The sequence below is a fragment of the Neobacillus sp. K501 genome (assembly GCF_053749995.1).
Genome location: NZ_JBSLYA010000005.1, coordinates 89,440 through 113,537, shown reverse-complemented (window position 1 = coordinate 113,537; position 24,098 = coordinate 89,440). Strand labels below are relative to the sequence as shown.

At 37.6% G+C, this 24,098-nt stretch carries 25 protein-coding genes; 10 read left to right on the top strand and 15 right to left on the bottom strand.

Going from position 1 to position 24,098, the window contains the following annotated elements:
- Positions 1–49: 49 nt before the first annotated feature.
- The 3 genes from ACWM35_RS13320 to ACWM35_RS13310 all read right to left on the bottom strand — a co-directional run bounded on the left by ACWM35_RS13320 (position 50) and on the right by ACWM35_RS13310 (position 2,151).
- Complete coding sequence (locus ACWM35_RS13320) at positions 50–1,024, bottom strand: acyltransferase family protein (RefSeq protein WP_454819180.1); 975 nt, start codon at positions 1,022–1,024, stop codon at positions 50–52.
- Positions 1,025–1,296: 272 nt separating this feature from the next.
- On the bottom strand, positions 1,297–1,782 hold the full coding sequence (locus ACWM35_RS13315; protein ID WP_454819179.1) for a nitroreductase family protein: 486 nt from the start codon (positions 1,780–1,782) through the stop codon (positions 1,297–1,299).
- Positions 1,783–1,929: 147 nt separating this feature from the next.
- Positions 1,930–2,151 (bottom strand): hypothetical protein, encoded by a 222-nt coding sequence (locus tag ACWM35_RS13310; RefSeq protein ID WP_454819177.1) that lies wholly within the window; start codon positions 2,149–2,151, stop codon positions 1,930–1,932.
- Positions 2,152–2,424: 273 nt separating this feature from the next.
- On the opposite strand from ACWM35_RS13310, the gene ACWM35_RS13305 reads away from it, so the two are divergent.
- From ACWM35_RS13305 to mnhG, 7 genes are read left to right on the top strand one after another with little or no spacing between them, the layout of a single operon-like run.
- A complete protein-coding gene (locus ACWM35_RS13305) occupies positions 2,425–4,830 on the top strand; it encodes a Na+/H+ antiporter subunit A (protein WP_454819175.1) in 2,406 nt (801 codons plus the stop codon).
- Positions 4,827–5,246 carry a Na(+)/H(+) antiporter subunit B gene (locus ACWM35_RS13300; protein WP_454819173.1) on the top strand — a complete coding sequence of 140 codons (420 nt, stop codon included), beginning with the start codon at positions 4,827–4,829 and terminating at the stop codon, positions 5,244–5,246. The genes ACWM35_RS13305 and ACWM35_RS13300 overlap by 4 nt, the downstream gene beginning before the upstream one ends.
- Positions 5,246–5,587, top strand: a complete 342-nt coding sequence (locus tag ACWM35_RS13295; RefSeq protein ID WP_454819171.1) for a Na(+)/H(+) antiporter subunit C — start codon at positions 5,246–5,248, stop codon at positions 5,585–5,587. The genes ACWM35_RS13300 and ACWM35_RS13295 overlap by 1 nt, the downstream gene beginning before the upstream one ends.
- Positions 5,580–7,058 carry a Na+/H+ antiporter subunit D gene (locus ACWM35_RS13290; RefSeq protein ID WP_454819169.1) on the top strand — a complete coding sequence of 493 codons (1,479 nt, stop codon included), beginning with the start codon at positions 5,580–5,582 and terminating at the stop codon, positions 7,056–7,058. The genes ACWM35_RS13295 and ACWM35_RS13290 overlap by 8 nt, the downstream gene beginning before the upstream one ends.
- 4 nt (positions 7,059–7,062) lie before the next feature.
- Entirely contained in the window at positions 7,063–7,539 is a 477-nt protein-coding gene (locus ACWM35_RS13285) for a Na+/H+ antiporter subunit E (protein WP_454819167.1), read from the top strand.
- 8 nt (positions 7,540–7,547) lie between these two features.
- Complete coding sequence (locus tag ACWM35_RS13280) at positions 7,548–7,823, top strand: Na(+)/H(+) antiporter subunit F1 (protein WP_454819481.1); 276 nt, start codon at positions 7,548–7,550, stop codon at positions 7,821–7,823.
- Between the two features lie 10 nt (positions 7,824–7,833).
- Positions 7,834–8,160: a monovalent cation/H(+) antiporter subunit G gene (mnhG, locus tag ACWM35_RS13275; RefSeq protein WP_454819480.1), complete on the top strand. Its 327-nt coding sequence runs from the start codon at positions 7,834–7,836 to the stop codon at positions 8,158–8,160.
- A 137-nt stretch (positions 8,161–8,297) separates the two neighbouring features.
- Here mnhG and ACWM35_RS13270 read toward each other — a convergent pair whose 3' ends face one another.
- From ACWM35_RS13270 to ACWM35_RS13255, 4 genes are all read right to left on the bottom strand, one after another.
- On the bottom strand, positions 8,298–8,981 hold the full coding sequence (locus ACWM35_RS13270) for an ABC transporter ATP-binding protein (protein WP_454819165.1): 684 nt from the start codon (positions 8,979–8,981) through the stop codon (positions 8,298–8,300).
- A gap of 1 nt (position 8,982) precedes the next feature.
- Positions 8,983–10,017 (bottom strand): ABC transporter permease, encoded by a 1,035-nt coding sequence (locus ACWM35_RS13265; RefSeq protein ID WP_454819163.1) that lies wholly within the window; start codon positions 10,015–10,017, stop codon positions 8,983–8,985.
- A 172-nt stretch (positions 10,018–10,189) separates the two neighbouring features.
- Positions 10,190–11,554, bottom strand: coding sequence for a HAMP domain-containing sensor histidine kinase (locus tag ACWM35_RS13260; protein WP_454819161.1), 1,365 nt, complete (start codon positions 11,552–11,554; stop codon positions 10,190–10,192).
- A gap of 3 nt (positions 11,555–11,557) precedes the next feature.
- Positions 11,558–12,226 (bottom strand): response regulator transcription factor, encoded by a 669-nt coding sequence (locus ACWM35_RS13255; protein WP_454819159.1) that lies wholly within the window; start codon positions 12,224–12,226, stop codon positions 11,558–11,560.
- 164 nt (positions 12,227–12,390) lie between these two features.
- Between ACWM35_RS13255 and ACWM35_RS13250 the strand changes: the two genes are divergently transcribed.
- Positions 12,391–13,515 carry an ABC transporter ATP-binding protein gene (locus tag ACWM35_RS13250; protein ID WP_454819157.1) on the top strand — a complete coding sequence of 375 codons (1,125 nt, stop codon included), beginning with the start codon at positions 12,391–12,393 and terminating at the stop codon, positions 13,513–13,515.
- Entirely contained in the window at positions 13,515–15,071 is a 1,557-nt protein-coding gene (locus ACWM35_RS13245; RefSeq protein WP_454819156.1) for an ABC transporter permease/substrate-binding protein, read from the top strand. Before ACWM35_RS13250 ends, ACWM35_RS13245 begins: the two co-directional genes overlap by 1 nt.
- A gap of 26 nt (positions 15,072–15,097) precedes the next feature.
- On the opposite strand, the gene ACWM35_RS13240 is transcribed toward ACWM35_RS13245, so the two are convergent.
- Together ACWM35_RS13240 and ACWM35_RS13235 are read right to left on the bottom strand one after the other, a co-directional pair.
- Positions 15,098–16,066 carry a nuclease-related domain-containing protein gene (locus ACWM35_RS13240; protein WP_454819154.1) on the bottom strand — a complete coding sequence of 323 codons (969 nt, stop codon included), beginning with the start codon at positions 16,064–16,066 and terminating at the stop codon, positions 15,098–15,100.
- 254 nt (positions 16,067–16,320) lie between these two features.
- Complete coding sequence (locus ACWM35_RS13235; RefSeq protein ID WP_454819152.1) at positions 16,321–16,941, bottom strand: TrkA C-terminal domain-containing protein; 621 nt, start codon at positions 16,939–16,941, stop codon at positions 16,321–16,323.
- 134 nt (positions 16,942–17,075) lie between these two features.
- Between ACWM35_RS13235 and ACWM35_RS13230 the strand changes: the two genes are divergently transcribed.
- On the top strand, positions 17,076–17,669 hold the full coding sequence (locus tag ACWM35_RS13230; protein WP_454819151.1) for a hypothetical protein: 594 nt from the start codon (positions 17,076–17,078) through the stop codon (positions 17,667–17,669).
- 37 nt (positions 17,670–17,706) lie between these two features.
- On the opposite strand, the gene ACWM35_RS13225 is transcribed toward ACWM35_RS13230, so the two are convergent.
- The 6 genes from ACWM35_RS13225 to hppD form a co-directional block, all read right to left on the bottom strand.
- Positions 17,707–19,068 (bottom strand): aspartate kinase, encoded by a 1,362-nt coding sequence (locus tag ACWM35_RS13225; RefSeq protein WP_454819149.1) that lies wholly within the window; start codon positions 19,066–19,068, stop codon positions 17,707–17,709.
- Between the two features lie 306 nt (positions 19,069–19,374).
- Positions 19,375–19,989: an NUDIX hydrolase gene (locus tag ACWM35_RS13220; RefSeq protein WP_454819147.1), complete on the bottom strand. Its 615-nt coding sequence runs from the start codon at positions 19,987–19,989 to the stop codon at positions 19,375–19,377.
- Between the two features lie 139 nt (positions 19,990–20,128).
- Entirely contained in the window at positions 20,129–21,292 is a 1,164-nt protein-coding gene (locus ACWM35_RS13215) for a homogentisate 1,2-dioxygenase (protein WP_454819145.1), read from the bottom strand.
- Positions 21,292–22,224, bottom strand: a complete 933-nt coding sequence (locus ACWM35_RS13210) for a fumarylacetoacetate hydrolase family protein (RefSeq protein WP_454819144.1) — start codon at positions 22,222–22,224, stop codon at positions 21,292–21,294. The genes ACWM35_RS13215 and ACWM35_RS13210 overlap by 1 nt, the downstream gene beginning before the upstream one ends.
- Positions 22,225–22,228: 4 nt before the next feature.
- Complete coding sequence (locus tag ACWM35_RS13205) at positions 22,229–22,846, bottom strand: flavin reductase family protein (RefSeq protein WP_454819142.1); 618 nt, start codon at positions 22,844–22,846, stop codon at positions 22,229–22,231.
- A 60-nt stretch (positions 22,847–22,906) separates the two neighbouring features.
- The gene (gene hppD, locus ACWM35_RS13200; protein WP_454819140.1) at positions 22,907–24,022 is read right to left on the bottom strand and encodes a 4-hydroxyphenylpyruvate dioxygenase; all 1,116 of its coding nucleotides are present in this window, start codon (positions 24,020–24,022) and stop codon (positions 22,907–22,909) included.
- Between the last annotated feature and the right edge of the window lie 76 nt (positions 24,023–24,098).

The window sequence follows — 24,098 nt, the reverse complement described above, 5'->3', positions numbered from 1 at the left end:
TGGCCGGACTGTGAAAAACAGACCCGGCCAATTTTGTGCTAGCTTGAATTTATAATTTTAATTCAATTAGTGGTTGTGTATATTTTTTAATTAAGAAACTTCCTAAAGTTAAACAAACAATTAATGACACCGATAGCAAAAAGAAATAATTTTCTAAGAAAATGTCAGGTAATACGGATTGTATGGTTTTGATAATAAAACCATGAAGCAAATAAACATAAAGTGTTCTTTCTCCGATCTTGGTAATCCGATATTGACCGGACGGAATCAAAGAAAAGAAACCAAAGATGACGATGATGGTGAAGGCATATTGAATTCCCCGCCATAAACCGTCTGTTAGCTGCTCTCCTCCCATCGTTTGATAGGATTCATCCCCTAATAGCCAAGAAACCGATTCTTTTGAAATATCCGATCCAAAAATCATGAGTGTCAAAGTAAGAATAAATATCCCAATTGGAACTGAGTATTTTGTTCGAATCACATTTTTTAATTGTTCTCCGTTAAATAAGAAGCCTAGTAAGAAATATGGAAAAAACACAAATGTCCTCGATAAGCTTAGGAAACTTCCAACCTCATCAATATAACCAATTCCGATCCCCAGAACAACTGCAATAAAAAAACCCTTCCATTTCAACCTCGCAAAAGCATATAACATAAGATTCCAAAAGAATAAACTCAACAAAAACCACAGTGACCAATGAGGCTGAAGAAAATCAAATTCAATCGTTTCTTCTTTTCCAATTAAATAATAGACAACCGAGTAGATAATTTGAAAAAGAAAATAGGGTAGTAATATCTTTTGAAATGATTTTTGTAGGTAGCCCTTTTTACGAAAGCCTTTTGCAAAATACCCTGAAATAAAGATGAATGCAGGCATATGAAACAGATAAATAACGGTATATATAGTAAATAAAATTTTATCATGCTCTTTCAAAGGACTTATCATATGACCAAATACGACAAGAAAAATCAGGATAAATTTTGCATTATCAAAAAATTTACTCCGACTTGTATCTGCAGCCATCGAATCCCTCCTTTAATGATTGTTATCCTAATAAAATAATTCGTGCTTGGATTTCCTAATTTTTTTCATTACCTAATTGTACCTAATGAATGTTACAGAACCATTGTGGGGAAATTACGTTCTATTTCACATAATTTACAATTTCAAAATAATAATATAAAAGTCCTACGATTATATTACTAAAGGTTATTACTCGACCAAGAAGAATACACATTAATAAAAAAATCAAAAAAAATAAGCCACCCATCAAGGGTTGGCTATTGTTCCTTACACTAAGGTAAATTCTTTATTTTACTTGCTATCGGCGTTCTTGTTTTTGGATCTGGAATTACTTCCGGATACCCTACTCCAAAAACTCCAAGCACCTCATAGTGATCGGGTACTCCTAATATTTGGCGATTTTTTTCGGTGATCGCAATCGATGACCAGAGCGTCCCTACCCCTTCAGCCCAGGCCGCAAGATTAAAGTTTTGGATAAAACAGGCGGTTGCCACTTTATTTTCCTCTGTTTCTATATTAGTCGAACCATTCTTTGATACTATTGCCAATAAAACAGGAGCATTGCCAAAATTGGTTTTATGATTGAGCTTTTTGCGTGTTTCAGGACCAATAAAATAAACCTCCCAGGGCTCCGTCATCCGATGATTTGGTGCCATTGCAGCTGCTTCCAGCCATCCATGAATAAGTGCAGCATCAAGCCTATCAGATTTAAATTTTTTTATATTTCGCCTATTTTTGATCAATTCAAGGATATCCACCTTTATTCCCCTCTTCTTTGGAGATTTAAATTGCTCATAATTAAATCGTATGCGAAATCGAAGTTGATATTAACCAATTAATATTTTACTGTATTTTTAGAAAATAATTAACTCCATAAAAATAGCCAACAATATTTCCATTGTCAGCTAAAAATCATTCATTGGTTTTCGAATTTTTATATATTCTCTAGGTTGAAAGTTCCAAGTTTCCGCTTCTACTTCGGTCGGAGTAAAAAGCTGATCCCCTATTGCCTCACGATCTTTTATGACCATCTTAATATAATTCCGATTCGTTTGTTCGTTCAATAACCATGCACCAACTAATAAAAATCCAAATATAGTTAGGCAAACTATTACCTTTTTCTTCATAGAAATCAACCACCTTACTCATAGTTTTCCCTATAATTAAGGTGAATCATACGTTTTCGAAAAAAATTATTCCCTTAAAAATGACCGCTTTCTACTTATTTAATAAGTTCATTCAAAACCCTAGGATTAGGCTCTTACATGCAGTGCAAACAAAAAAGTAATAGGTTATACTTTTGTTTAAGCATCGGAATATAAATTATTTCTAACTTCCATTTGTTAAATAAATTAGCTGGACAAACTATGGAAGGTATAATATACGCTAGGGGGGAGTTTATGACGAGTCTTCATTGGGCGGTTTTCGCGCCATTTTTATTGGCGATTTTCGTGCCATATTTATACAAAAAATTCCGAAGCATACATACTGGATGGTTAATCCTCTTTCTACCTATACTCTTATTTGCTTATTTTTTTCGTTATATTTCAGTTACTAAGCAAGGCGATACGGTTACCGAAAGTTTTTCATGGATTCCATCACTACAAATTAGTATCGATTTTTATGTGGATGGACTAGGATTACTGTTTGCCCTGCTTATTACAGGCATAGGTTCATTAGTCATTCTTTATTCTATTTTCTATTTATCAAAAGAAAAGGAAAAACTAAACCAATTTTATGTCTATTTGCTCTTATTTATGGGAGCGATGCTTGGAGTAGTTCTGTCGGATAATTTGATTGTCCTATATATGTTTTGGGAATTTACAAGTCTTTCTTCATTTTTACTCATTGGCTATTGGAATGAACGTGAGCGCTCCCGTTACGGAGCACAAAAATCATTACTCATTACGGTATTAGGTGGTCTAAGTATGCTTGGTGGTTTTGTAATGCTAAGCATTATAGGAGGCACCTTCAGTATCCGTGAACTCGTTTCTCAAAGTGGAGCATTAATGGAACAGCCACTATTTATTCCAGCTCTTTTACTAGTTTTGTTAGGGGCTTTTACAAAATCAGCACAGTTTCCGTTCCACATCTGGCTTCCTGATGCCATGGAAGCACCAACACCAGTCAGTGCCTATCTTCACTCAGCCACTATGGTGAAAGCCGGTATATACTTAGTAGCACGTTTAAGTCCTGTTTTCGCAGAATCTGGTGTTTGGTTATGGCTTATTTCAGCGGTTGGTTTGCTTACTTTGTTCTGGGGCTCTTTCTCAGCCGTCAAACAAACAGATTTAAAAGGGATTCTCGCTTTTTCTACCGTGAGCCAGCTAGGCTTAATTATGTCTTTATTGGGACTTGGAGCTGCTGCCCTTCATTTTGAAAATTTAGATGATAATCTTTATTTGGCTGCAACGGTGGCGGCGGTTTTTCATTTGATCAATCATGCTACCTTTAAAGGAAGTTTATTCATGGCTGCTGGAATCGTCGATCATGAAACCGGAACTCGAGATATTCGGAAATTAGGCGGTTTAATGCCTTTTATGCCAATTACGTTTACCATTACGTTTATTGGTGCCTTTTCAATGGCTGGTCTACCGCCATTTAATGGGTTTTTAAGTAAAGAAATGTTTTTCACTGGGATGCTGAATATCCTCCAGCTAGATATATTTAATTTCGAAACATGGGGTATTCTATTTCCTATTTTCGCGTGGATTGCCAGTGTTTTCACCTTTATTTACAGCATGATTTTGGTATTTAAAACCTTTACCGGCAAGGTTCAACTCGAGAAGCTTGAAAAAAAGCCACACGAAGCACCTATTGGAATGTTAATTTCACCTGTTATTCTTGCTTCTTTGGTTATAATATTTGGATTATTTCCAAATATATTATCTTCAAACATCATTGAACCTGCGGTTTCCAGCATTCAGCCAGGATTAGCAGATCATGATTTTCATGTTCATATTTCTTTTTGGCATGGATGGTCAACAGAATTAAAAATGACCATTGGTGTTGTTATGTTTGGTACACTGCTCTACCTTTCTCTCTCAAAGTGGAAAGGAGTATACCAGATACTGCCAGAACGCTTATCGTTTAATACTCTGTATGATGCATCACTTAGATTAATGGATAAATGGAGTAGCGTACTTGCGAAGAAGGTCATGACTGGCTCGATTCGCAGTTATTTAATTTATATTTTTATCTTTTTTGTTTTCATATTAGGATTTTCCCTATATCAAAAGGACGCATTCCTTCTGGATTATGGTAATCTCGCACCAATAGGGATTTATGAATTAATTCTTGCTTTTGCAGTAGTGATTGGTGCGATTTCTATTCTATTTGCCAAATCACGCTTAACTTCGATCATTATTTTGGGCGCGGTCGGATATACGGTATCTTTATTTTTCGTGCTTTTCCGGGCACCTGACTTAGCTCTAACACAGCTCGTCATTGAAACAATTTCCGTTGCCCTCTTCCTGCTTTGTTTCTATCATCTTCCCAAGCTTGCAAGCAGGAAGGAAGAACGAATAACCTTTAAATTGAATAATGCGCTTGTTTCTATTGCTGTTGGGGTGGTCGTCACCTTAATAGCCTTATCCTCACATAGCCAAAAGCTATTTGATTCAATTTCAAGCTTTTATTTGGAAAATGCTTATAAAGAAGCAGGAGGAAAAAATGTCGTAAACGTCATTCTCGTCGATTTCCGAGGACTTGATACGATGTTTGAAATTACGGTCTTAGCCATTGCTGCTCTTGGAATTTTTTCCATGATTCGATTACGGCTGACAAGGGGGAAAAACCAATCATGAAAAATGATATCATCCTTCAAACCGTAACAAAAGTGGCTGTTTTCATCATACTGCTCTTCTCTGTATCGATCTTTTTGGGCGGACATTACTCGGCAGGAGGTGGCTTTGTCGGAGGTCTCATGACTTCAACTGCCATCGTTCTGTTGATGCTTGCTTATGATATTAAAACAGTAGCCAATATTTTACCTGTCGATTATAAATACGTCATTGGGGCAGGCTTATTGATTGCAGCACTAACTGTTACTGGGGCCATATTTTTTGACGTCCCGATGATGACTCATGCTTTCAAATATTTTGACTTACCTTTATTAGGACATACTTCACTGCATACAGCTGTTTTATTTGACCTAGGAGTATATCTTGTTGTAGTCGGTGTAACGATGACCATTATTCAAACAATCGGGGAGGATGAATAATGGAAATAGTAATGGCCATTGTCATTGGAATTCTATTTATGTGCGCAACTTACTTACTGCTTTCAAAAAGTATTTTGCGAATTATTGTTGGAACGGGATTATTAAGTCATGGAGCCCACTTGCTCATATTAACGATGGGCGGATTGAAGCAAGGAGCGGTGCCGTTACTAAGCGAAAAAGCCGAATCCTATGTGGACCCGCTTCCACAAGCACTTATTTTAACCGCGATTGTCATCAGCTTTGGGGTTACAGCCTTTTTACTTGTCCTGGCTTACAGGGCTTATCAGGAATTAGGAACGGATGATATGGAGCGCTTGAAAGGAAACGATACCCATGAATAATCTTATACTAATGCCTGTTATATGGCCGCTCCTGACAGGTATTATCCTTATATTTTTTGTAAAACAGATTAGAATACAAAAAGTGATTTCTTTACTGTCATCGCTTATTGCAATCAGCTTATCCGCTTCAGTAGTATTTATGGTTCAGCAAAATGGAGTCATATCACTTGCAGTCGGGAGCTGGGAAGCGCCATTCGGGATTATTATTGTTGCTGATATGCTGGCGGCCTTATTGGTTTTAACCACGAACATTATTGGAGCCGCAATCCTGATTTATTCCTTCAATGGAATCGGAGAAGAACGTGAAAAATACTATTATTATGTTATTTTCCAATTCCTTCTTGTCGGTGTGAACGGTGCGTTTTTAACCGGGGATATCTTTAACCTATTCGTCTTTTTCGAAGTCATGTTAATGGCCTCCTATGTTCTTCTTGTTCTTGGAGGCACGAAGATGCAATTAAGGGAATCATTGAAATATATCATTGTGAACGTGTTGTCCTCTGCCCTGTTTGTCATTACGGTAGCTTATTTATATTCCATCGTTGGAACTCTAAATATGGCTCACTTAAGTGAACGAATTGCAGAAGTCAACCAGCCAGGGATTATCAGCGTTATTGCGATTTCCTTTCTGGTCGTTTTCGGATTAAAAGCAGCGATTTTTCCGCTCTTTTTCTGGCTGCCAGGTGCCTATTATGCACCGCCAATCCCTGTTATTGCCTTGTTCGGCGCCCTGTTGACCAAGGTTGGTGTTTATTCGATTTTCCGAACGTACACACTACTTTTTTATCATGACCAAGCTTTTACCCATATGATTTTAGGTGTCTTATCACTCGTAACCATTATCGTCGGTGTGATTGGAGCCATCGCATATTGGGACGTAAAAAAGATCATCATTTACAATATTGTGATTGCCGTTGGTGTGATTACGTACGGAATATCATTGATGAACGATGATGCCATCGCGGGTTCGATTCTTTATTTGATCCACGATATGTTGATAAAGGCAGCGTTATTCTTATTAGTCGGAATCATGATAAAAGTTAGCGGAACAACTGATTTACGGAAAATGGGTGGTTTGATGATACATTATCCTGCCCTTGCCTGGACATTTTTCATTGCTGCTATTTCCTTAGCAGGTATTCCGCCATTTAGTGGTTTTGCTGGTAAGCTTCTGATCCTTAAAGGAGCCGTATCTGCTGAATCCTACATAGGGCTAGCCGTTATTTTATTATCCAGCTTAATGGTCCTCTATTCTGTTATGAAAATTTTCATTTATGGTTTCTGGGGGAATGCTAGTTTAGACAGCAGCAAAAGCATCTCTATTGCAAAATTGCTTACTCCTGCCATCATTCTTGTAACCATATCGATTTTTTATGGTGTTGGAACAGAATCGGTCTACGCTTTCATTTCTCAGGCTGCAGAGACCATTTTAGACCCAGAAATCTATATCAATCGTGTACTGGGGGAGTAAAGCGATGTCCTTCCAAATTTTATTAAATGTTTTTCTTGCCTTCATTTGGATGTTTTTAAAAAATGATTATAGTTCAAGTACTTTTTTCGTTGGTTATCTTCTTGGGCTCCTAATTATGATCCTTTATCGCAGGTTCTTTAAGGAACGATTATATTTAACAAGAGTTATAGCGGTCATCAGTCTGATCTTACTCTTCTTAAAAGAACTCGTGTTATCAAATATCAGTGTTCTTAAGCATGTACTTAAACCCAAATTGGACATGCGCCCAGGAATATTTGCTTTAGAAACGGAGTTAACAAAAGATTGGGAGATTACCATTCTAGCCAACTTAATCACATTAACACCAGGGACTCTTGTTGTGGATGTTTCTCTCGATAATAAAATTCTCTATATCCATGCAATGGATGTTCCTGAGAAACATGAAGCAATTGACAGTATTAAGAATTCCTTTGAAAAAGCCATTATGGAGGTGAGCAAGTAATGTTCGAGATGGTCATGAAAATTGCTTTACTTGGCATCTCCCTCTCGATTTTGGGACTTATTTATCGGTTAATCAAAGGACCTTCCATGCATGATCGTGTCATTGCTCTTGACGCGATTGGAATCAATTTGATTGCTCTTGTTGCCTTGATATCGATTGTTCTTAAAACAAGTTCCTATCTAGAGGCGATTCTGTTGCTCGGAATCCTATCCTTTGTCGGGACCATTGCTTTTGCCAAGTTCCTTGAGAAAGGAGAGATTTTCGAACGTGAACGAAACCTTTAAATTCATTGCGATGATTTTTATCGTTATTGGTACTTTTTTATCGTTAGCTTCAACATTCGGGATGATTAGACTTCCTGATGTATATACACGTAACCACGCAGCATCAAAAAGTACGACATTAGGGATTATGGCCATCCTGCTCGGAACCTTTTTGTATTTTCATTACGTCCATGGCCATTTTGATACACGCGTTCTGCTTGGCATTTTCTTTATTTTTTTGACCAGCCCTGTTGCCGGTCACATCATAAGCCGCTCCGCCTATCATTCCGGAGTGAAAATGTGGGATAAAAGTGTCGAAGACGATTTAAAAAATGCAAAAGACAAAATATTTATATAAAAATAAACGAAGGGCCGCTTCTTTTAATGAAGCAGCCCCTTATTATTCGGCAGTATTTGAAATGGCGGGTTTATTTCTCTTTCCTGCTAAAAAAGATGATTTATATTTTTCCAAGCAATTTCCTTAGTCCCCTAGGTTTAAGCTTCATTAACAATTAGACCATCACTCATTTTAATGACGTGATCAGCGTAAGAAAGCATTTCTTCGTCATGAGTAACCATTAAGGTAGTAATGTTTGATGATTTCGTTAAATCTCTTATTAATCCCATAACATCTTTAGACCTTTTTGAATCTAGACTTGCAGTTGGTTCGTCTGCGAAGAGAACTTTAGGCTTATGAATCATTGCACGAGCAATTGCAACTCGCTGTTTCTCGCCACCTGATAATGAGGACGGATAGGCATTTTTTCGATGGTCCATTCCAACTAATTTTAAAATTCTATCCACTTCACTTTTTTGTTCATGCTTCTTTAATCTAGATTCAGAAACATCTAGCATTAGCATTAATTGTTCTTCTACTGTGAGAAAAGGAACAAGATGTGCAAACTGAAAGACAAAGCCGAATTTGCTTGCACGTACTTTTCGAATTTGCTCTGCACTCATAGTAGTCATATTTTCTCCCTCAAATTTGACTTGTCCATCTGATGCAGGTTGAAGCCCAGCCGCGATTGTAAGAAGTGTACTTTTACCAGATCCCGATGCACCAACTAAAGCTGTTACCTCCCCTTCTCTTAGAGAAAAATTAATACCTTTTAATATCTCTTCCTTTACTTCCCCATTCGTAAATGTTTTTCTAACTTCATCAATTGTAAATATTGTCATATTAAACCTCTCCCTGTTGTATCGCTTGTAATGGTTCGACTTTCTTTATTTGTATACCTGATAGTGTAGCACCAATAAAGCCGATAATTAGAAAGACTATAGACAATTTAGCTGTTGTTTCAAGTTTTAAACTGAATGGCATATTTTTAGGTGCAATCATATTAAATCCTTGACTAAGTGCAACAGATAAACCAATTGCTATTACTGTAATAAAAAGCATTTGTGTCCACATCATTTTGAATAGGGCAGTTGTTTTCAATCCAATTGCTTTTAAAATCCCGTACAATCCAATTTTTTGAACATTCATCATATAGAAGAAAATAGCAAACAACATTCCACTAATTACTACTAAAAACCAAACAATCATATTTAAAGACATCTGTTCTGCGCTATAACTTGGAATTGTATTGAGAAATTCTTTCTTTGAAAATGCTTGTAATCCAGCTGCTTCTAGTGCGTTATCCTTCCCTGGTACAAAAACTAATTGCATTTCATTTACCCTATATATTTCTTTGTAGTTTTCTAAATTTATAAAAGCGACAGGCGCATGGCTAAATTTCTTCTGGTCTACAAAGCCTTTTACAATAAACTCACCACTAAATTGATTGTTTGTTAAAACATCTCCAACTTTTATACCCTTATCCTTCATTGAGCGATCCAAGATGATCTCCCCGGCTTTGACAGCCTTAAACAGCTTTGTATCGGTTGAGGTGACAAAAGCAACACTTTGCTGTTTGCCATTTTTATCATTTAAAAAGCCCATTTGAATGGATAGTGCTGTAGCATCTTTCTGTTCGTTTAACAATTTTCCCTGAATACTGTTATCAATTCTCGATAAATTATAAGTCTCGTCTGCATCTGCATTCATATAAAATTGTCCGTTTGGTAAATCTTTAATTAATGCAGCATTGTCTTGTGATAATCCATTTGCCAAACCAGAAATAATAAAAGTTAATAGGCTAACAAGAAAAACAATTGAGCCTAATATCAAAAATCTTACCTTATTTTTCATCATTTCTTTCCACGCAAGATTCATTATTCATTCCCCCACTCTCATTTTACAAACCTAGAATAAACCTCTTATGTGAATGGAAGATGAATAAAACTTTACATTTAAGATTTCAAAACACTGTCCCTAGCCTAAAAATCGCAAGGAATATTAAAAAAAACCCATTTTTCTACGTAAAAGAAGAAAAATTAGGGTTTTTTCATTTCGGAAGCACGATCTTAATGGTTGTGCCTATCCCTTTTTGGCTTTCTATTTCAATTTTTCCATGATGTAAATCGATAATTGATTTTACAATTGATAAACCGAGGCCAGTCCCTTCAACAGATCGTTCCCTTGAAGTATCTGCACGGTAAAAGCGGTCAAAAATCCTTTCTTTTTCCTGTTTGTCCAATCCAACTCCTGAATCAATAAAAATAACCTCTACCTTTGATTCTAAATCAATTAATTCTATATCAATCGTTCCGATTTCTCGATTGTATTTAATCGCATTCGTCAGTAGGTTTTCCCAAACCGAATATAACAAGGAAGCATCTCCATTGAGCCAAGTATCTTGGAGGGAATAACTAATCATAATCCCTTTTTCCATGATGGTCCAATGGTATTGTCGGACTAAATTTGTTATTTGGTTGGCAATATTCACTTTGCTTATTTCCATTATATCTCTCTTACTCTCAATGGAGGCTAGAAGTAAAAGCTGCTTTGTAATCTTTGAAAGTCGATCAACTTCTGAATCTATGACACCAAGATATTTCTCATTTTCCTCATCTTTCACCATTAGCGTTAAATAACCTTTTATATTGGTGAGCGGTGATTGAATATCATGAGAAATATTCGAAATTAATTCCTTCCGAAGCATATCCATTTTATCCAGCTTTTCTGACATTTTTGTGAAATTTAAAGCTAAATCGCCCAATTCATCCTGACGAGTAATATCCAGCTTGATCGAATAGTTGCCATCTGAAATTTCCTTCGTTGCAGTATTAAGCTTTTTAATCGGTTTAACTAAATATTTCGTGCTGATTAAGACCAGGATTATACTTAATAAAATAGAGATTACTAAAAGCCATCCGAATAGGATATGCATCTCATTAAACATTAGTTTAATATCCGGTCTGATAAAAAGTGCAAACTTTTTATTCTCAAATTGAAAAGGTACACCCACTGAATTTTTTAGTTCATTGGCAAAAAAGCCTGTAACAAAGGTTTTATGGGGAAAATTCCGAATCCCATGATATACATTTCCATTTAAAACCTCTTCTAGAATTCCTTCAGACAAATTCTTTTCTCTAAAAGGAGAGCCAAAATATCGCTTATTTCCATCTTGACTGACTAAAAAAATTTGGTAGCCTATTGTACCGATATGATCCAAGTAATCGTCTAAATCGATCCCGGGATGTTCACTAGCAAAGTCAGCAATCTCTAATGAAAAATTCATGATCTTTTCGTCATTTTCCTGTTTTAAATTGGTTTGATAGTAAAGATTTGATAGAAAAAAAGAAATAATTCCGCTGACCACCATAATCATAATCGTAATAAAGGCAAATTTACTATATAGTGTCCTCATTTCCTACACCTCTAGGGAATACCCTACCCCTCTGATCGTTTTAATAACGAAATCCTCGGCAATTTTTCCAAAACGTTCACGCAGTCGTTTTATATGTACATCTACTGTTCTTTCATCGCCATCAAAATCCAGCCCCCACACTTTTTCAATGAGATGACTTCGACTGAAAACCTGATTGGGATGTGTAGCCAAAAAGGATAACAGTTCAAATTCTTTTAAAGGGAGCATGAAGGTTTTATTATTGACTCTAATTTCATAGCTTTTTTTATTTATGTGTAAAGTTCCTAAATTAATATTAGCCTCACTAGAATTTCCGTACCTTCTTAACAGTGCATTTACCCTAAAAATCAATTCTTTTGGTTCAAATGGCTTGATTAAGTAATCATCGGTTCCTGATTCAAAGCCCTCTTCTTTATCTTCGATCTGGCTTTTGGCTGTTAATAAAATAATCGGGATGTCATAGAATTTTCGAATCTCCTTCGTTAACTCATATCCATCCATAATTGGCATCATTACATCGACGATTGCTAAATCACATAATTGATCTTTCAACAGCTTTGATGCTGCCGCCCCATTTTCAGCAGAAAGAACTTTGAATCCTTCTTTCATCAATATCCCTTTAACAAGAAAGAGGATATGCTCATCATCATCAACGATTAAAATTGTTTTCATTTATTCACCTGCTTGATCATTTTCCTCATTTTATTGTAATCATTGCGAATAGAAATGGAAAGTTTATAGTACTTTATGTTTACGCAAATTCGACAAAGTTACAACTTATGTGATATTATTAAGTTGTTGCTATGAACGAATGAAATTTTTAAGGGGGAAAAAATTTGATACAGTTTAAAGATATCGTAAAGAAATACCGAAACAAGACGATTATAAAGCCCTTCACATTAGATATTGAACCAGGGCAATTAATTGTCTTCATCGGTCCAAGTGGTTGTGGGAAAACGACTTTACTTAAAATGATCAATAAATTAATCCAACCGACATCGGGTAAGATTTTTGTTAATGGTAAAGATATTTCTACTATGGATGCGATTAAGCTTAGGAGAAATATCGGCTATGTTATTCAGAACACAGGTCTATTCCCACATATGTCGATAAAGGAAAATTTGGAACTGATTCCTAAACTTAAAGGGGAAGACCCTGATGCAATTGCTAAGAAAACCGAGGAATTGCTTCATGTAGTCGGTTTAAACCCAAAAGATTTTATGAATCGATTTCCAAAGGAACTGAGTGGCGGCCAGCAGCAGAGAGTGGGGGTAGCAAGAGCCTTTTCCACTGATTCAGATATCATCTTAATGGATGAGCCCTTTAGTGCTTTAGACCCCGTAACGAGAAGTTCGTTGCAGGATGAACTGGTTCAAATGCAGAAGGAATTAAATAAAACCATCATCTTTGTCACTCATGATATGGATGAAGCGATAAAAATTGCTGATAAGATTTGTATTTTAAAAGATGGTGATGTCCTCCAGTTCGATACACCAGAAAACATTCTCAAAAATCCAGCCAATGAATTTGTTGAAGACTTTATTGGTAAAAGAAGGGTTTGGAATAATCCAGAATTATTAATGGCCGAGGACCTTATGATTCAGGAACCAGTGAAGATCACGTCAAAACGAACTGTCCTACAAGCAATTGAAATTATGAAGTTTAATAAGGTTGATAGTTTAATGGTTACAGATAAAAATAATATTTTAATAGGGATGGTTACCTTAAAAAGCATTCAATTATTAGACCGAAATTTCGGGATTGAAAAAGTCATGGAAGAAAATGTTCTTTCGGTTACGGAGGATACGAATTTAATTTCGGTATTAGCAACCATGAATGAACACAAGATTGGTTATGTTCCTGTTGTAAACAGTCAGAAACAATTGTCAGGTCTCATTACGCGAAGCAGTATTCTATCTGCATTAAGCAGCCAATTAATTGACATGGAGGTGGCATTTTGATGGCTGAATTTATAAAGTATATAACGTCAAACTACGAACAAATTTTGAATTTAATTGGGCAACACCTTTATTTAAGTGTATTTTCTGTGTTAATTGCAATTGTTATTGGGATTCCCCTTGGTATCTTAATTTCCAGGGAGCCTAAACTCTCCAAACCGATTATTGGAGCAACGAACGTCATTCAAGCCGTTCCAAGCTTAGCGCTGCTCGGGTTCCTGATTCCTTTTATCGGTATCGGCAGTACCCCAGCGATTGTAATGGTCGTCCTTTACTCGCTCCTGCCAATTGTAAAAAACACTTACACAGGATTAACAAACATTGATGCTGATATTCTGGAAGCCGCCAAAGGTATCGGTTTAACAAAGAGCCAAACGATGAAAAAGGTTCAGTTGCCATTAGCCTTCCCGATGATTATGGCGGGTATCAGAATTTCTGCGGTTACTGCTGTAGGCTTAATGACCATTGCAGCCTTCGTGGGTGCAGGCGGACTTGGTTATCTCGTCTTCTCCGGCGTTCAAACCGTGGATAATTACATGATTTTAGCCGGAGCCATCCCAGCCTGTATTCTTGCTTTATTAATTGACCTTGTTGTTGGCAAGCTCGAAACTTCTTTTTCTTATACAAATAAACAAAAATCACGCTCTAAGTTTGGTACAAAAGCTAAGAAACTAATCATTGGATTTGCAAGTGTTATCTTAGTTGCTGCAGGTGCATTTACGGTTTTTACAAAAGCGAATGCGGCTGATAAAATTGTCATTGGCTCCAAAAACTTTAGTGAGCAGCTGATACTTGGCAATATGCTTGCTGAACTAATAGAAAACAAGACTGATATAGAAGTAGAAAGAAAACTAAATCTTGGTGGATCACAAGTTGCTTTTAGTGCTTTAAACAATGGAGATATTGATGTTTACGTGGAATACACAGGTACTGGACTTGTTAATATTCTTAATCAAAGCCCTCAAAGTGATCCTGACAAGGTGTATAATTATGTGCAAAAAGAGTTTAACAAAAAATATGGAATTGAGTTATTGGAGCCGCTTGGCTTTAATAATACCTATGCTTTGGCCGTACGCCAGGACACTGCAGAACAATTTAACTTAGAAACGATCACCGACCTTGCCAAGGTTAGCGGTGACTTGATTATGGGACCAACGATTGAATTTCCTAACAGAGAAGATGGTTTAATCGGGCTTGAGAAAGCCTATAATATGGGGTTCAAAGAAGTCAAAGCGGTTGACGGCGGCCTACGTTATACAGCTCTGGACAACCATAAAAGTGATGTCATCGATGCCTTTTCTACCGATGGCTTGCTTGAGGAATTTGGCTTGAAAGTATTAAAGGATGATAAAAACTTCTTCCCTCCTTACTACGCTGTACCAATCGTTAAAGAGGAAACGTTAAAAGAACATCCTGAAATGAAAAAGGCACTCAATACCCTTGCTGGTAAACTATCAGATGAAAAAATGCGAAAGCTCAATTACAAGGTTGACAGCCTTAAAGAATCACCAGCTAAAGTGGCAAAAGAGTTTTTAGTTGAAGAAGGATTATTGAACTAGAACAGAGCCGGTTATTGCAACCGGCTTTATTTTTTGCTTTTCGGTAAAAAATACTGACGATTTTTGTTCCCTCCAGTATGGATAAGATTCAATGAGGTCAGAATTTTAGTAGCCTTTTGTCGAGAGGGTATATGTAAAAATTCACGGAGATCGCGATTGGTAATAGATGAATTTATTAAGAGCATATAATCATAAATCGCGTCATGATGTGCCGATTTTGAACAGGTACTACATTGAGGGCATCTCCATGTTCCTTTTATAGGTTTCATTGGGGCTGCCAAGCACTTGGGACATTGAACGCCTGTGAGGATATCATTTTTAGAAAGATTATATTTTTCGAGAAGGTTGGGAATGAACGGGGTATTGTCTTTCAATAAATTCTTATTCATTATCTTCAATTGTTTCATTGTTAAACTCTCATTCTTATAGTAACGATCGCTATTCTCAATGAACTCAAGGAGTTTTGTTAAAGGCAGGACTCTTTTTCTTACCTCATGATTACGGGTATTCATTTTTATTATGGACGAAGGTTTACTTACAACAACGGTATATTCTATAGGAGTTTTCGGAAAATGGTTCTTTTCCAGCCATTTTTGGAGTTGTTTCTTATGCAATTGAACTTGTGAAATTGGATCCTGAAAGCCTTCTTCTTTTTCTTCAATAATTCGAATAAATTGACCAAATTCATCAAAAAGTAATGTTCCAGCGATGTTTTTTGCTTCAACTATTAAGATAAACTTGGTTGTTACAATTAAGAAGTCCATTTGGAAATAATATTGGCCAATTTTTAACCGCAAATTATGAAAAATATAATACTTTTGTTCATCAAGAAAGGTTAACATTCGGTAAACAGACTTCTCACCATTATATCCAGCATTCTTTTTAGCCCAATCTGCTTTAATTTCATCCATTTTGATGTGATTTTTAGATAATCTCTTGAGTAAAATCTCATACATGGTTAATTCTATGGGTTTCTGAAATTCTTTTCCTATCAAAAGCAGTACTCCTCTCCTATTTTGTTACTTTATTTCGATATATCACTGGTTAAAACCTGCTAATTTTCATTGCGGAGATATGGATATTTTGTGTATGACACGTTTTTGGAGATTTATGACGGCACAACGTTCACTTATTCTCCGAAAATTAGAATTTATGACCCAATTTCAAATAATTATGACCAAAATGGTGACGATTCTGTGAACAGCATCAAATAACAACAGCCAGCCCCCAATGGGACCGGCTGTTCATCTCATTCTTCCTGTAAAAAGTGAATGACTCGATCATATGTTTCATCCCCGCCAATAATTAACAGAACATCTCCTTCTAGAATTAAGGCGTATGGTCCGGGGGAGATAATTAATTCCCCTTTTCTCTTCATCCCAATAACCGTACCACCTGTATTTTGCCAGAATTTCACTTCCGAAATCGTTTTTCCAATATGAATACAGCCAGAGGCAACCTCAATTTCAATTGGTGCCAAGGGGTTCGTGTGCCGGAGCTTACCAGAATAGTCCATAATTTTTCTTAAGGTATCAAATAATTCCTCGTCAAGTTTGTCTCTTTCGCTGATAAGGGTGTTCATTTGTTTTTCAAGATCCTTGATGCTTGCTAAATTTGAGAAGCGATGAATATATTTATAAGCATTTTCCCTTGAAGAAATGACAATTCCACTGCCCTTGGTCGAGTGAACGATTTCAACGTCCTCGAGTATTTTTATCGCTCTTCGAACCGTTTCTGGAGATACTTTATATTCACTGGCAAGAGTTGACCTGCCATGAATTTTTTCTCCCACTTTAAATTTTCCATCGTAGATTCGATTCGCTAAATCAATCGCAATCCGCTCGTATGTTGGTATTTGTGCCTTCTGCATAGCTTCCTCCATCTTACTTTTCTAATTATAATATACCTTTTTATTACAAAGGAAGCGAGTACCTCCATTTATCTCTTATTTTTTCTATTCTAAATGGATATAATTGGCGTAACAATACAAATGAGGTGAAAGCAATGAATCGAAAGCTTGTACTCATCTTAAGCGCTCTTTATGTTCTATTTATGATATTTTTATTCTTTTATTTTCGTTCACAAGAGGAACCTTTTAAATCAACTGTTGCCATAGGTGGTATTGTCTGCGGAGCGATTCCCCTTCTTTTAGCCCTTTTTACTAAGCTGCATTTCAATCTCCCAATCGTGATTTCGTACTTAGTTTTCCTAGTTGGATCACAATATTTTGGCTCGATCTTAGGCTGGTATGGACTTGGTTGGTGGGATACTTTCATGCATTTTCTTAGCGGTGCGATTCTTGCCTTTTCAGGAATTGCCTTATATGAAAGATTGATTCATAGAGATGCAAGGAATGACATTTCTCCATGGTTTGTTTTTCTTTTCACTTTGTCATTTGCTGCCCTTGGCGGTGTCTTGTGGGAGGTCTACGAATTTAGCTCTGACCAATTTTTTGACATGACGCTGCAGGGCGGAGGTAACGATGACACCATGATTGATTTGATTTCTGATACTGCTGGTGGGCTAATCATTGCCGCCTGGTCAGGCATCAAAACGAAGAGGAAGCTAAAGAAAAATCATGAGTATCCACAGATATAGAAAAAAGCAGTTCACATGTGTGAACTGCTTTTTCCCATTAAACTGTTACGGCTGCAAAGAACTCTTCATATAGGGCCTGAACGGCTCTTTGTTCATCCACTTCTTTCACGCCAAACATCATGCTGACTTCTGAGGAGCCTTGATTGATCATTTCGATATTAACCTTTGCCTTTGCCAAGGCTTTAGCAGCACGTGCCATTGTTCCAACATTGTGGCGCATGCCTTCTCCTACAACCATAATGAGGGCAAGACTGTGTTCGATTTTTACTTCATCTGCATGAAGCTCTGTCTCAATTCGCCATTTGATTTCATTTTCCAACTCAAGATCAAATTGACTTTCCCGTAAAATGACTGAAACGTCGTCAATTCCAGAAGGTGTATGTTCATAGGATATTCCATATTCTTCCAATATACCTAGAAGTTTACGGCCAAAGCCAATTTCTCTGTTCATTAAGTATTTGCTAACATAAATGCTGCAAAAGCCATCATCGCTGGCAATCCCGATGACTGGACCATTCGTATTATCCCGTTCATAAACAATTTTGGTCCCAGGTGCAGATGGATTGTTTGTGTTTTTAATATGTACCGGTATCCCGGCACGAAAGGCAGGAACAAGTGCCTCGTCATGAAGGACGGTAAATCCAGCATAAGAAAGTTCACGCATTTCCCGATAGGTTAAAACTTTAATTTCCCTTGGTTTTTCAACAATCATTGGATTAACAGAATAAACAGCATCTACGTCCGTAAAATTTTCATATAGATCCGCTTTTAATGCATTGGCCAAGATTGAACCTGTAATATCAGAACCGCTTCGTGAAAAGGTAAACACTTCCCCTTCTTTGCTATAACCGAAAAATCCAGGAAAAACCAAAATTCCTGATCGTTCACGCAATGAGAATAACTGAGCATATGCTTCCGGAAGGGCTATGGCATTTCCTGGATGATCACTTACCAGCATCCCCGCTTCTTTTGGGTCTACATAATGAGCTTCTATCCCTTGCTTTCGGAAATAAGCAGCCACTAGTTTTGCATTATTATCCTCACCACTCGCTTTTAAAAGATCGATAAAACGTTCAGGTTTGCTTTTATCACTGTTTAGTCTAGTCGTTAAATCGTTGTTTATTTCTGTCATAATTTCTGGCGGAAGCTCTAACTCTGTCGCGATTAAGGAATACCGTGCCATAACAGCATCAAATTTCACCTTTGGATCTTTATCTAGTAGACATAAATCTGCGCATTCGATTAATAAATCCGTTACCTTCTCATCTTCAGCAAACCGTTTCCCAGGAGCAGAAACAACCACTACTTTCCGCTCAGGATCAGACATGACAATTTGGAAAACCTTCTCAACTTGTTTTCCAGATGCTAAAGAGGATCCCCCAAACTTAACGACCTTCATTGTGCCATCTCCTAATCTATGAAAAATATAACTTTAATTTTATTACAATTCAGAAAATAATCAAGATCTTTTTCCACCCTATATGGACATTTGTCTTTTGTAAGCGCACACAATTCAAAAGCGGAAGCGCCTTGTCCAGGGGCGACAGGCATAAGACGAGCCGGCGAGAAGATTGCTTTTTAACCTTCTTGACGGATCGGCTTATGACCCCGAGCCCCTAGGCGCTGGAGCTAGACGTTAATCAAAGTTAAGTTTGCTATTTATTTTTAAATAAAAAGCACAGTAAAAATAAATTTCACTGTGCTTCTAACGTAGAACTTCTATAAAATGAGCAAGGATCCTTGCGGTCAAACCCCATATAGCTTTTTCTTCATAAATATAAAAATACTCATCCACCGCTCTTGTCCGCCAATTGTAGTTTTCACCGCCAATGATTAAATCAAACGGGAAGTTTTCCTCCGGCTCTACCTTGAAATGGACATGATAAATCTCCGGATCATTTTCGAGAAAATAAGAAATAGGAACGGTAAAGATTTCACCCACTTCATTCGGATTTGGTTGGATTTTTTCTGGGCTTTCTATGAGACCCACATATGGATAAATCATCATTCCAAATGGAGAAATCATAAAATCTAATGGGAATACGCCCGAAATATCTTCTCTTTCAATTCCTAATTCTTCAACCGTTTCCCGAACCGCCGCACTTTTCTCATCTATATCCTGTGCATCTATTTTTCCACCAGGAAAACAAATTTCTCCAGGTTGTCTTCTCATCTTAAGAGACCGAACTTCAAATAAAACATGTATCCCATCTTCTTTTTGAATGAGCGGAACCATGACGGCATATTTTGAATATTCCTTGCTGCCCAAAATAGAGGGTGTATGACTTTTTAATCGAGATAAAATAGGTTCTAAATTCACGATTCCACCTCCAACTTTATTTACTATACTACCACTATTTGTAATGTATACAATTCATAATATATCAATTTAACGATAAAATAATCCTGATTAACAGTAAAAAGGGAACGATTCTTATAATTATCGTTCCCTATCTTCTCTATTCCTTCTTTTCAACCCAAGAATACATATATGCGGGGTCTTCAATTGCAGCAACGGATTTTACTATCTTAAGAGGATGGAAGGTATCGATCATAACCGCTAGTTCAAGTGTTTCTTTTTTCCCTATACTTGCTTCTGTTTTTCCTGGATGAGGACCATGCGGGATGCCGCTAGGATGAAGCGTGATGGATTCAAGCTGGACCCCTTTACGACTCATAAAATTACCCTTCACATAATAAAGGAGCTCGTCGCTATTCACATTACTATGATAATAAGGGGCAGGAATTGCCTCCGGATGGTAATCAAATAATCGCGGTACAAATGAACACACGACAAAATTATTACCCTCAAAGGTTTGATGAACAGGAGGCGGCTGATGGATTCGACCCGTAATCGGTTCAAAGTCCTCAACATTAAAGGCCCAGGGATATAAATACCCATCCCAGCCAATAACATCTAACGGATGATGACCTACTATATGAGAATGGATCGCTCCCCTCGATTTTGTTAAAACTTCATACTCACCTTTTTGATCAAACGTTTCGAGCACTTCCGGACCTCGAATATCCCGCTCACAAAACGGGCTATGCTCCAATAACTGCCCGTATTCATTTCGATAACGTCTTGGCGTTGTAATTTGACTGAAGGATTCAATAAACAGCATTTTCGTTACTTCATTTTCATTTGGAATTATTCGATAAATCGTCCCTATAGGTATTAAGAGGTAATCCCCAGGACGATAAGTAAGCGTTCCAAACATGGTTTCCAATTTACCTGTACCATAATGAATAAACAGCATTTCATCTCCATCACCATTACGATAATAGCTCTTCATCGGCTCGGTAACATGTGCAGTGCCAATGAATAAATCCTGATTACCTAAAATATATTCTCGTGCCTGAAGCCCATCTCCGTTTTTGACTCCTTTACTCGTTATAAAATGACGATGCTTCAAGGATTGCTGCTCTTCAAATTCTGGCAAATAACTGCCCACCAACTCTGATTTCACCACTTCCGTAGGCATATAATGATGATATAGAATCGATTGTGTTCCCGAAAAGCCTCGAGTTCCCATTACCTGCTCCCGGAACAGACTGCCATCCTCTTTTTTGAATATCGTATGACGCTTGTGAGGTATTTCCCCCATCTGACGGTAAAACATTATTCCACCTCATCCTCGACAATCGAATTCTTTAAAACTCCAAGTTGATCAATTTCAAGTTCAACCCTATCTCCAGGTTGAAGCCAGCGATGAACCTTCGTACCGAGTTCAAGAATACATCCAGTCCCAACTGTTCCTGAACCGATGATTTCACCTGGATACAGGGTAACACCTGCAGAGGCCTTTTCAATCATCTCTGCGAACGAATAAAAAATGTCCTTCATATTCCCTTCAGAGAGCTGGATCCCATTTACCATAGCTCTCATGACGAGATTAAAGCCTTTCCCTGCTTTCCGTGGTTCCAATTCATCTCGTGTAACGATCCACGGTCCAATCGATGTTGCAAAATCCTTTCCCTTCGCTGGCCCTAATCCCACTTTCATTTCCTTTCGTTGTAGATCTCGGGCACTCCAATCATTTAAAATGCAATAACCAAAAATATAATCCTCTGCCTCCTCAGCCCGGATATTTCGACCCTGCTTTCCAATTACACACGCCATCTCCAGTTCATAATCAAGCCACTTGCATTTTGCAGGCCTAACGATGTCCTGTCCAGTTCCCTTAATAGCCAGGTGATTGGAAAAATAAAACACAGGAATTTCGTACCATTCTGGGATCATTTCCAGTCCCCTGTTCTCCCTAGCCGTTTTCACATGCTGTTCGAACGCATAGAAATCACGAAAGCTTCTTGGTTCAGGTAACGGAGCTCTTAAATAAATATCGTTCAAATGATAAACACCATGATCCTCTTTTGTAAGGGTTAGTAATTGGGCAGCTTGTTTCTGATATTCCGTACACTTCCCAATGTAATCCAGCATTTTTTCAGGAAGCTGACCATGCGAAGCTTCATCCATGTCAACCACATAATTCGCACCCAACATTACACCAGCACGAACGGTTCCATCCTTCTTCTCAAATGTTACAAATCTCATCTCTTCACCTAATTTCTGGCCTTATCATCTCAAAGATTTTTCCAAGAGGATTGGTATAACTATTTCCTGCCATTCTTCCAATTGGCTGGAGCAAAGTCGTATCGATTCTCCAATTAGATAAAAGCTGGTCTGCAACTTGAACATTCACGACCTTCCCGATTACTAGACTGCCTGAGCCGGGATGATCGCCAAAATCCAAGATTTGATAGAGTTCACATTCTAAATGGACAAGTGATTCCTTAATGCGTGGCACCTTAACCTTCACACTTGGTTCTTTCGTTAGCCCTACTTGTTCAATCTCATCCACTTCAGGACCATATTCGGCTGCTGAATCATTGATTTGCTTTGCCATTTCCTCACTAACGACATTAATCACAAATTGCTTCGTATTTTCGATGTTTACTAATGTATCTTTTTTAGCACCATCCGATCCTCTTCTCATCGGTGAAAAGCATATTAACATAGGCTCGGCACAAATAGCTGTAAAAAAACTAAATGGGGCTGCATTGGCGACACCATTGATATCCATTGTAGACACGAAGGCAATCGGACGAGGAAGAATCGATCCAATCAGCAGCTTGTAGGCATCTCGCCATCCAAGGGATTCTGGTGTAATTTCCACAAAAACACACCTCACTTTCTTTTAAAAAGGGAGAGTCGCCTCTCCCTTTTGACACGGTATTTAGAGATTTCCTCGTTTTTCTTGTTCTCTTTCAATCGACTCAAATAAGGCTTTAAAGTTTCCTTCACCAAACCCTCGGGCTCCTTTACGCTGGATAATTTCAACGAACAGGGTAGGACGATCAACAATTGGTTTCGTGAAGATTTGCAGCAAGTAGCCTTCGTCATCCCGATCAACCAAAATATTTAGTTCACGCAGCTTTTCAATTTCCTCATCAATTTTTCCGACTCGCTTACTTAGATCTTCATAATACGTGCTTGGTGTATTTAAAAACTCAACCCCATTTTTCTTCAAGGCTGCAACAGTCGAGACAATATCTTCGGTTAGAATCGCAAGATGCTGGACACCAGGACCATTATAGAATTCTAAATATTCCTGGATCTGCGATTTCCGCTTTCCTTCAGCAGGCTCATTAATCGGGAACTTAATCCGTCCTCCATTATGCATGACCTTAGACATCAGGGCAGAATACTCCGTAGTAATATCTTTATCTGTGAAGTGCTTCATCTCTACAAATCCCATTACCTTTGAGTAATACTCCACCCATTCCTCCATACGCTCTACGTTTCCGACTACATGATCAATGCCAATTAAACCTGTGTCATCAATTGGTTTTGAGGCTGAATAAGGCTCATAGCCCGGCATAAAAGCACCCTGATAGTTCTTCCGTTCAACCAACGTATGGATCGTATCTCCATATGTACCGAGAACGGCTTTTTTAATCATTCCCTTTTCATCTTTTAGTTCAAATGGCGGAATATGAGCAATCGCTCCCCGCTCCACGGCTGCTTGATAAGCCTTTTCAACGTCATCGACCAGGAGGGCAACATCTTTAACGCCATCGCCATGCTGTTTAACGAATTGGGATACACGAGTGTCCTCCTTATAAGAACCTGTTAGTACAAGCCTGATATTTCTTTGTTGGAGCACATAGGAAACGCTTTCACGATTCCCGGTTTCAAGGCCGGAATAGGCAACTGGTTTAAATCCAAATGCAGTGGAAAAAAAGTGACAGGCCTGCTTGGCATTCCCTGTATAAATTTCGATATAATCAACATCCCTTACCGGGAAAAAATCATTAACAAGTTCTTCTGCCTTCATTCTCTTTTCTTTCATACATATTCCTCCTATTATCAATTAATTATTAATATTCAGAATATATATTAAGTGATACTTGCCTGTTCGTTCAAGA

Excerpts from the sequence above, each read along its gene's own strand:
- ACWM35_RS13320 (WP_454819180.1), bottom strand. The coding sequence starts at position 1,024 with ATGGCTGCAGATACAAGTCGGAGTAAATTTTTTGATAATGCAAAATTT.
- ACWM35_RS13310 (WP_454819177.1), bottom strand. The coding sequence starts at position 2,151 with ATGAAGAAAAAGGTAATAGTTTGCCTAACTATATTTGGATTTTTATTA.
- ACWM35_RS13305 (WP_454819175.1), top strand. The coding sequence starts at position 2,425 with ATGACGAGTCTTCATTGGGCGGTTTTCGCGCCATTTTTATTGGCGATT.
- ACWM35_RS13300 (WP_454819173.1), top strand. The coding sequence starts at position 4,827 with ATGAAAAATGATATCATCCTTCAAACCGTAACAAAAGTGGCTGTTTTC.
- ACWM35_RS13295 (WP_454819171.1), top strand. The coding sequence starts at position 5,246 with ATGGAAATAGTAATGGCCATTGTCATTGGAATTCTATTTATGTGCGCA.
- ACWM35_RS13290 (WP_454819169.1), top strand. The coding sequence starts at position 5,580 with ATGAATAATCTTATACTAATGCCTGTTATATGGCCGCTCCTGACAGGT.
- ACWM35_RS13285 (WP_454819167.1), top strand. The coding sequence starts at position 7,063 with ATGTCCTTCCAAATTTTATTAAATGTTTTTCTTGCCTTCATTTGGATG.
- ACWM35_RS13280 (WP_454819481.1), top strand. The coding sequence starts at position 7,548 with ATGGTCATGAAAATTGCTTTACTTGGCATCTCCCTCTCGATTTTGGGA.
- mnhG (WP_454819480.1), top strand. The coding sequence starts at position 7,834 with ATGATTTTTATCGTTATTGGTACTTTTTTATCGTTAGCTTCAACATTC.
- ACWM35_RS13270 (WP_454819165.1), bottom strand. The coding sequence starts at position 8,981 with ATGACAATATTTACAATTGATGAAGTTAGAAAAACATTTACGAATGGG.
- ACWM35_RS13265 (WP_454819163.1), bottom strand. The coding sequence starts at position 10,017 with ATGAATCTTGCGTGGAAAGAAATGATGAAAAATAAGGTAAGATTTTTG.
- ACWM35_RS13260 (WP_454819161.1), bottom strand. The coding sequence starts at position 11,554 with ATGAGGACACTATATAGTAAATTTGCCTTTATTACGATTATGATTATG.
- ACWM35_RS13255 (WP_454819159.1), bottom strand. The coding sequence starts at position 12,226 with ATGAAAACAATTTTAATCGTTGATGATGATGAGCATATCCTCTTTCTT.
- ACWM35_RS13245 (WP_454819156.1), top strand. The coding sequence starts at position 13,515 with ATGGCTGAATTTATAAAGTATATAACGTCAAACTACGAACAAATTTTG.
- ACWM35_RS13235 (WP_454819152.1), bottom strand. The coding sequence starts at position 16,941 with ATGCAGAAGGCACAAATACCAACATACGAGCGGATTGCGATTGATTTA.
- ACWM35_RS13230 (WP_454819151.1), top strand. The coding sequence starts at position 17,076 with ATGAATCGAAAGCTTGTACTCATCTTAAGCGCTCTTTATGTTCTATTT.
- ACWM35_RS13225 (WP_454819149.1), bottom strand. The coding sequence starts at position 19,068 with ATGAAGGTCGTTAAGTTTGGGGGATCCTCTTTAGCATCTGGAAAACAA.
- ACWM35_RS13215 (WP_454819145.1), bottom strand. The coding sequence starts at position 21,292 with ATGTTTTACCGTCAGATGGGGGAAATACCTCACAAGCGTCATACGATA.
- ACWM35_RS13210 (WP_454819144.1), bottom strand. The coding sequence starts at position 22,224 with ATGAGATTTGTAACATTTGAGAAGAAGGATGGAACCGTTCGTGCTGGT.
- hppD (WP_454819140.1), bottom strand. The coding sequence starts at position 24,022 with ATGAAAGAAAAGAGAATGAAGGCAGAAGAACTTGTTAATGATTTTTTC.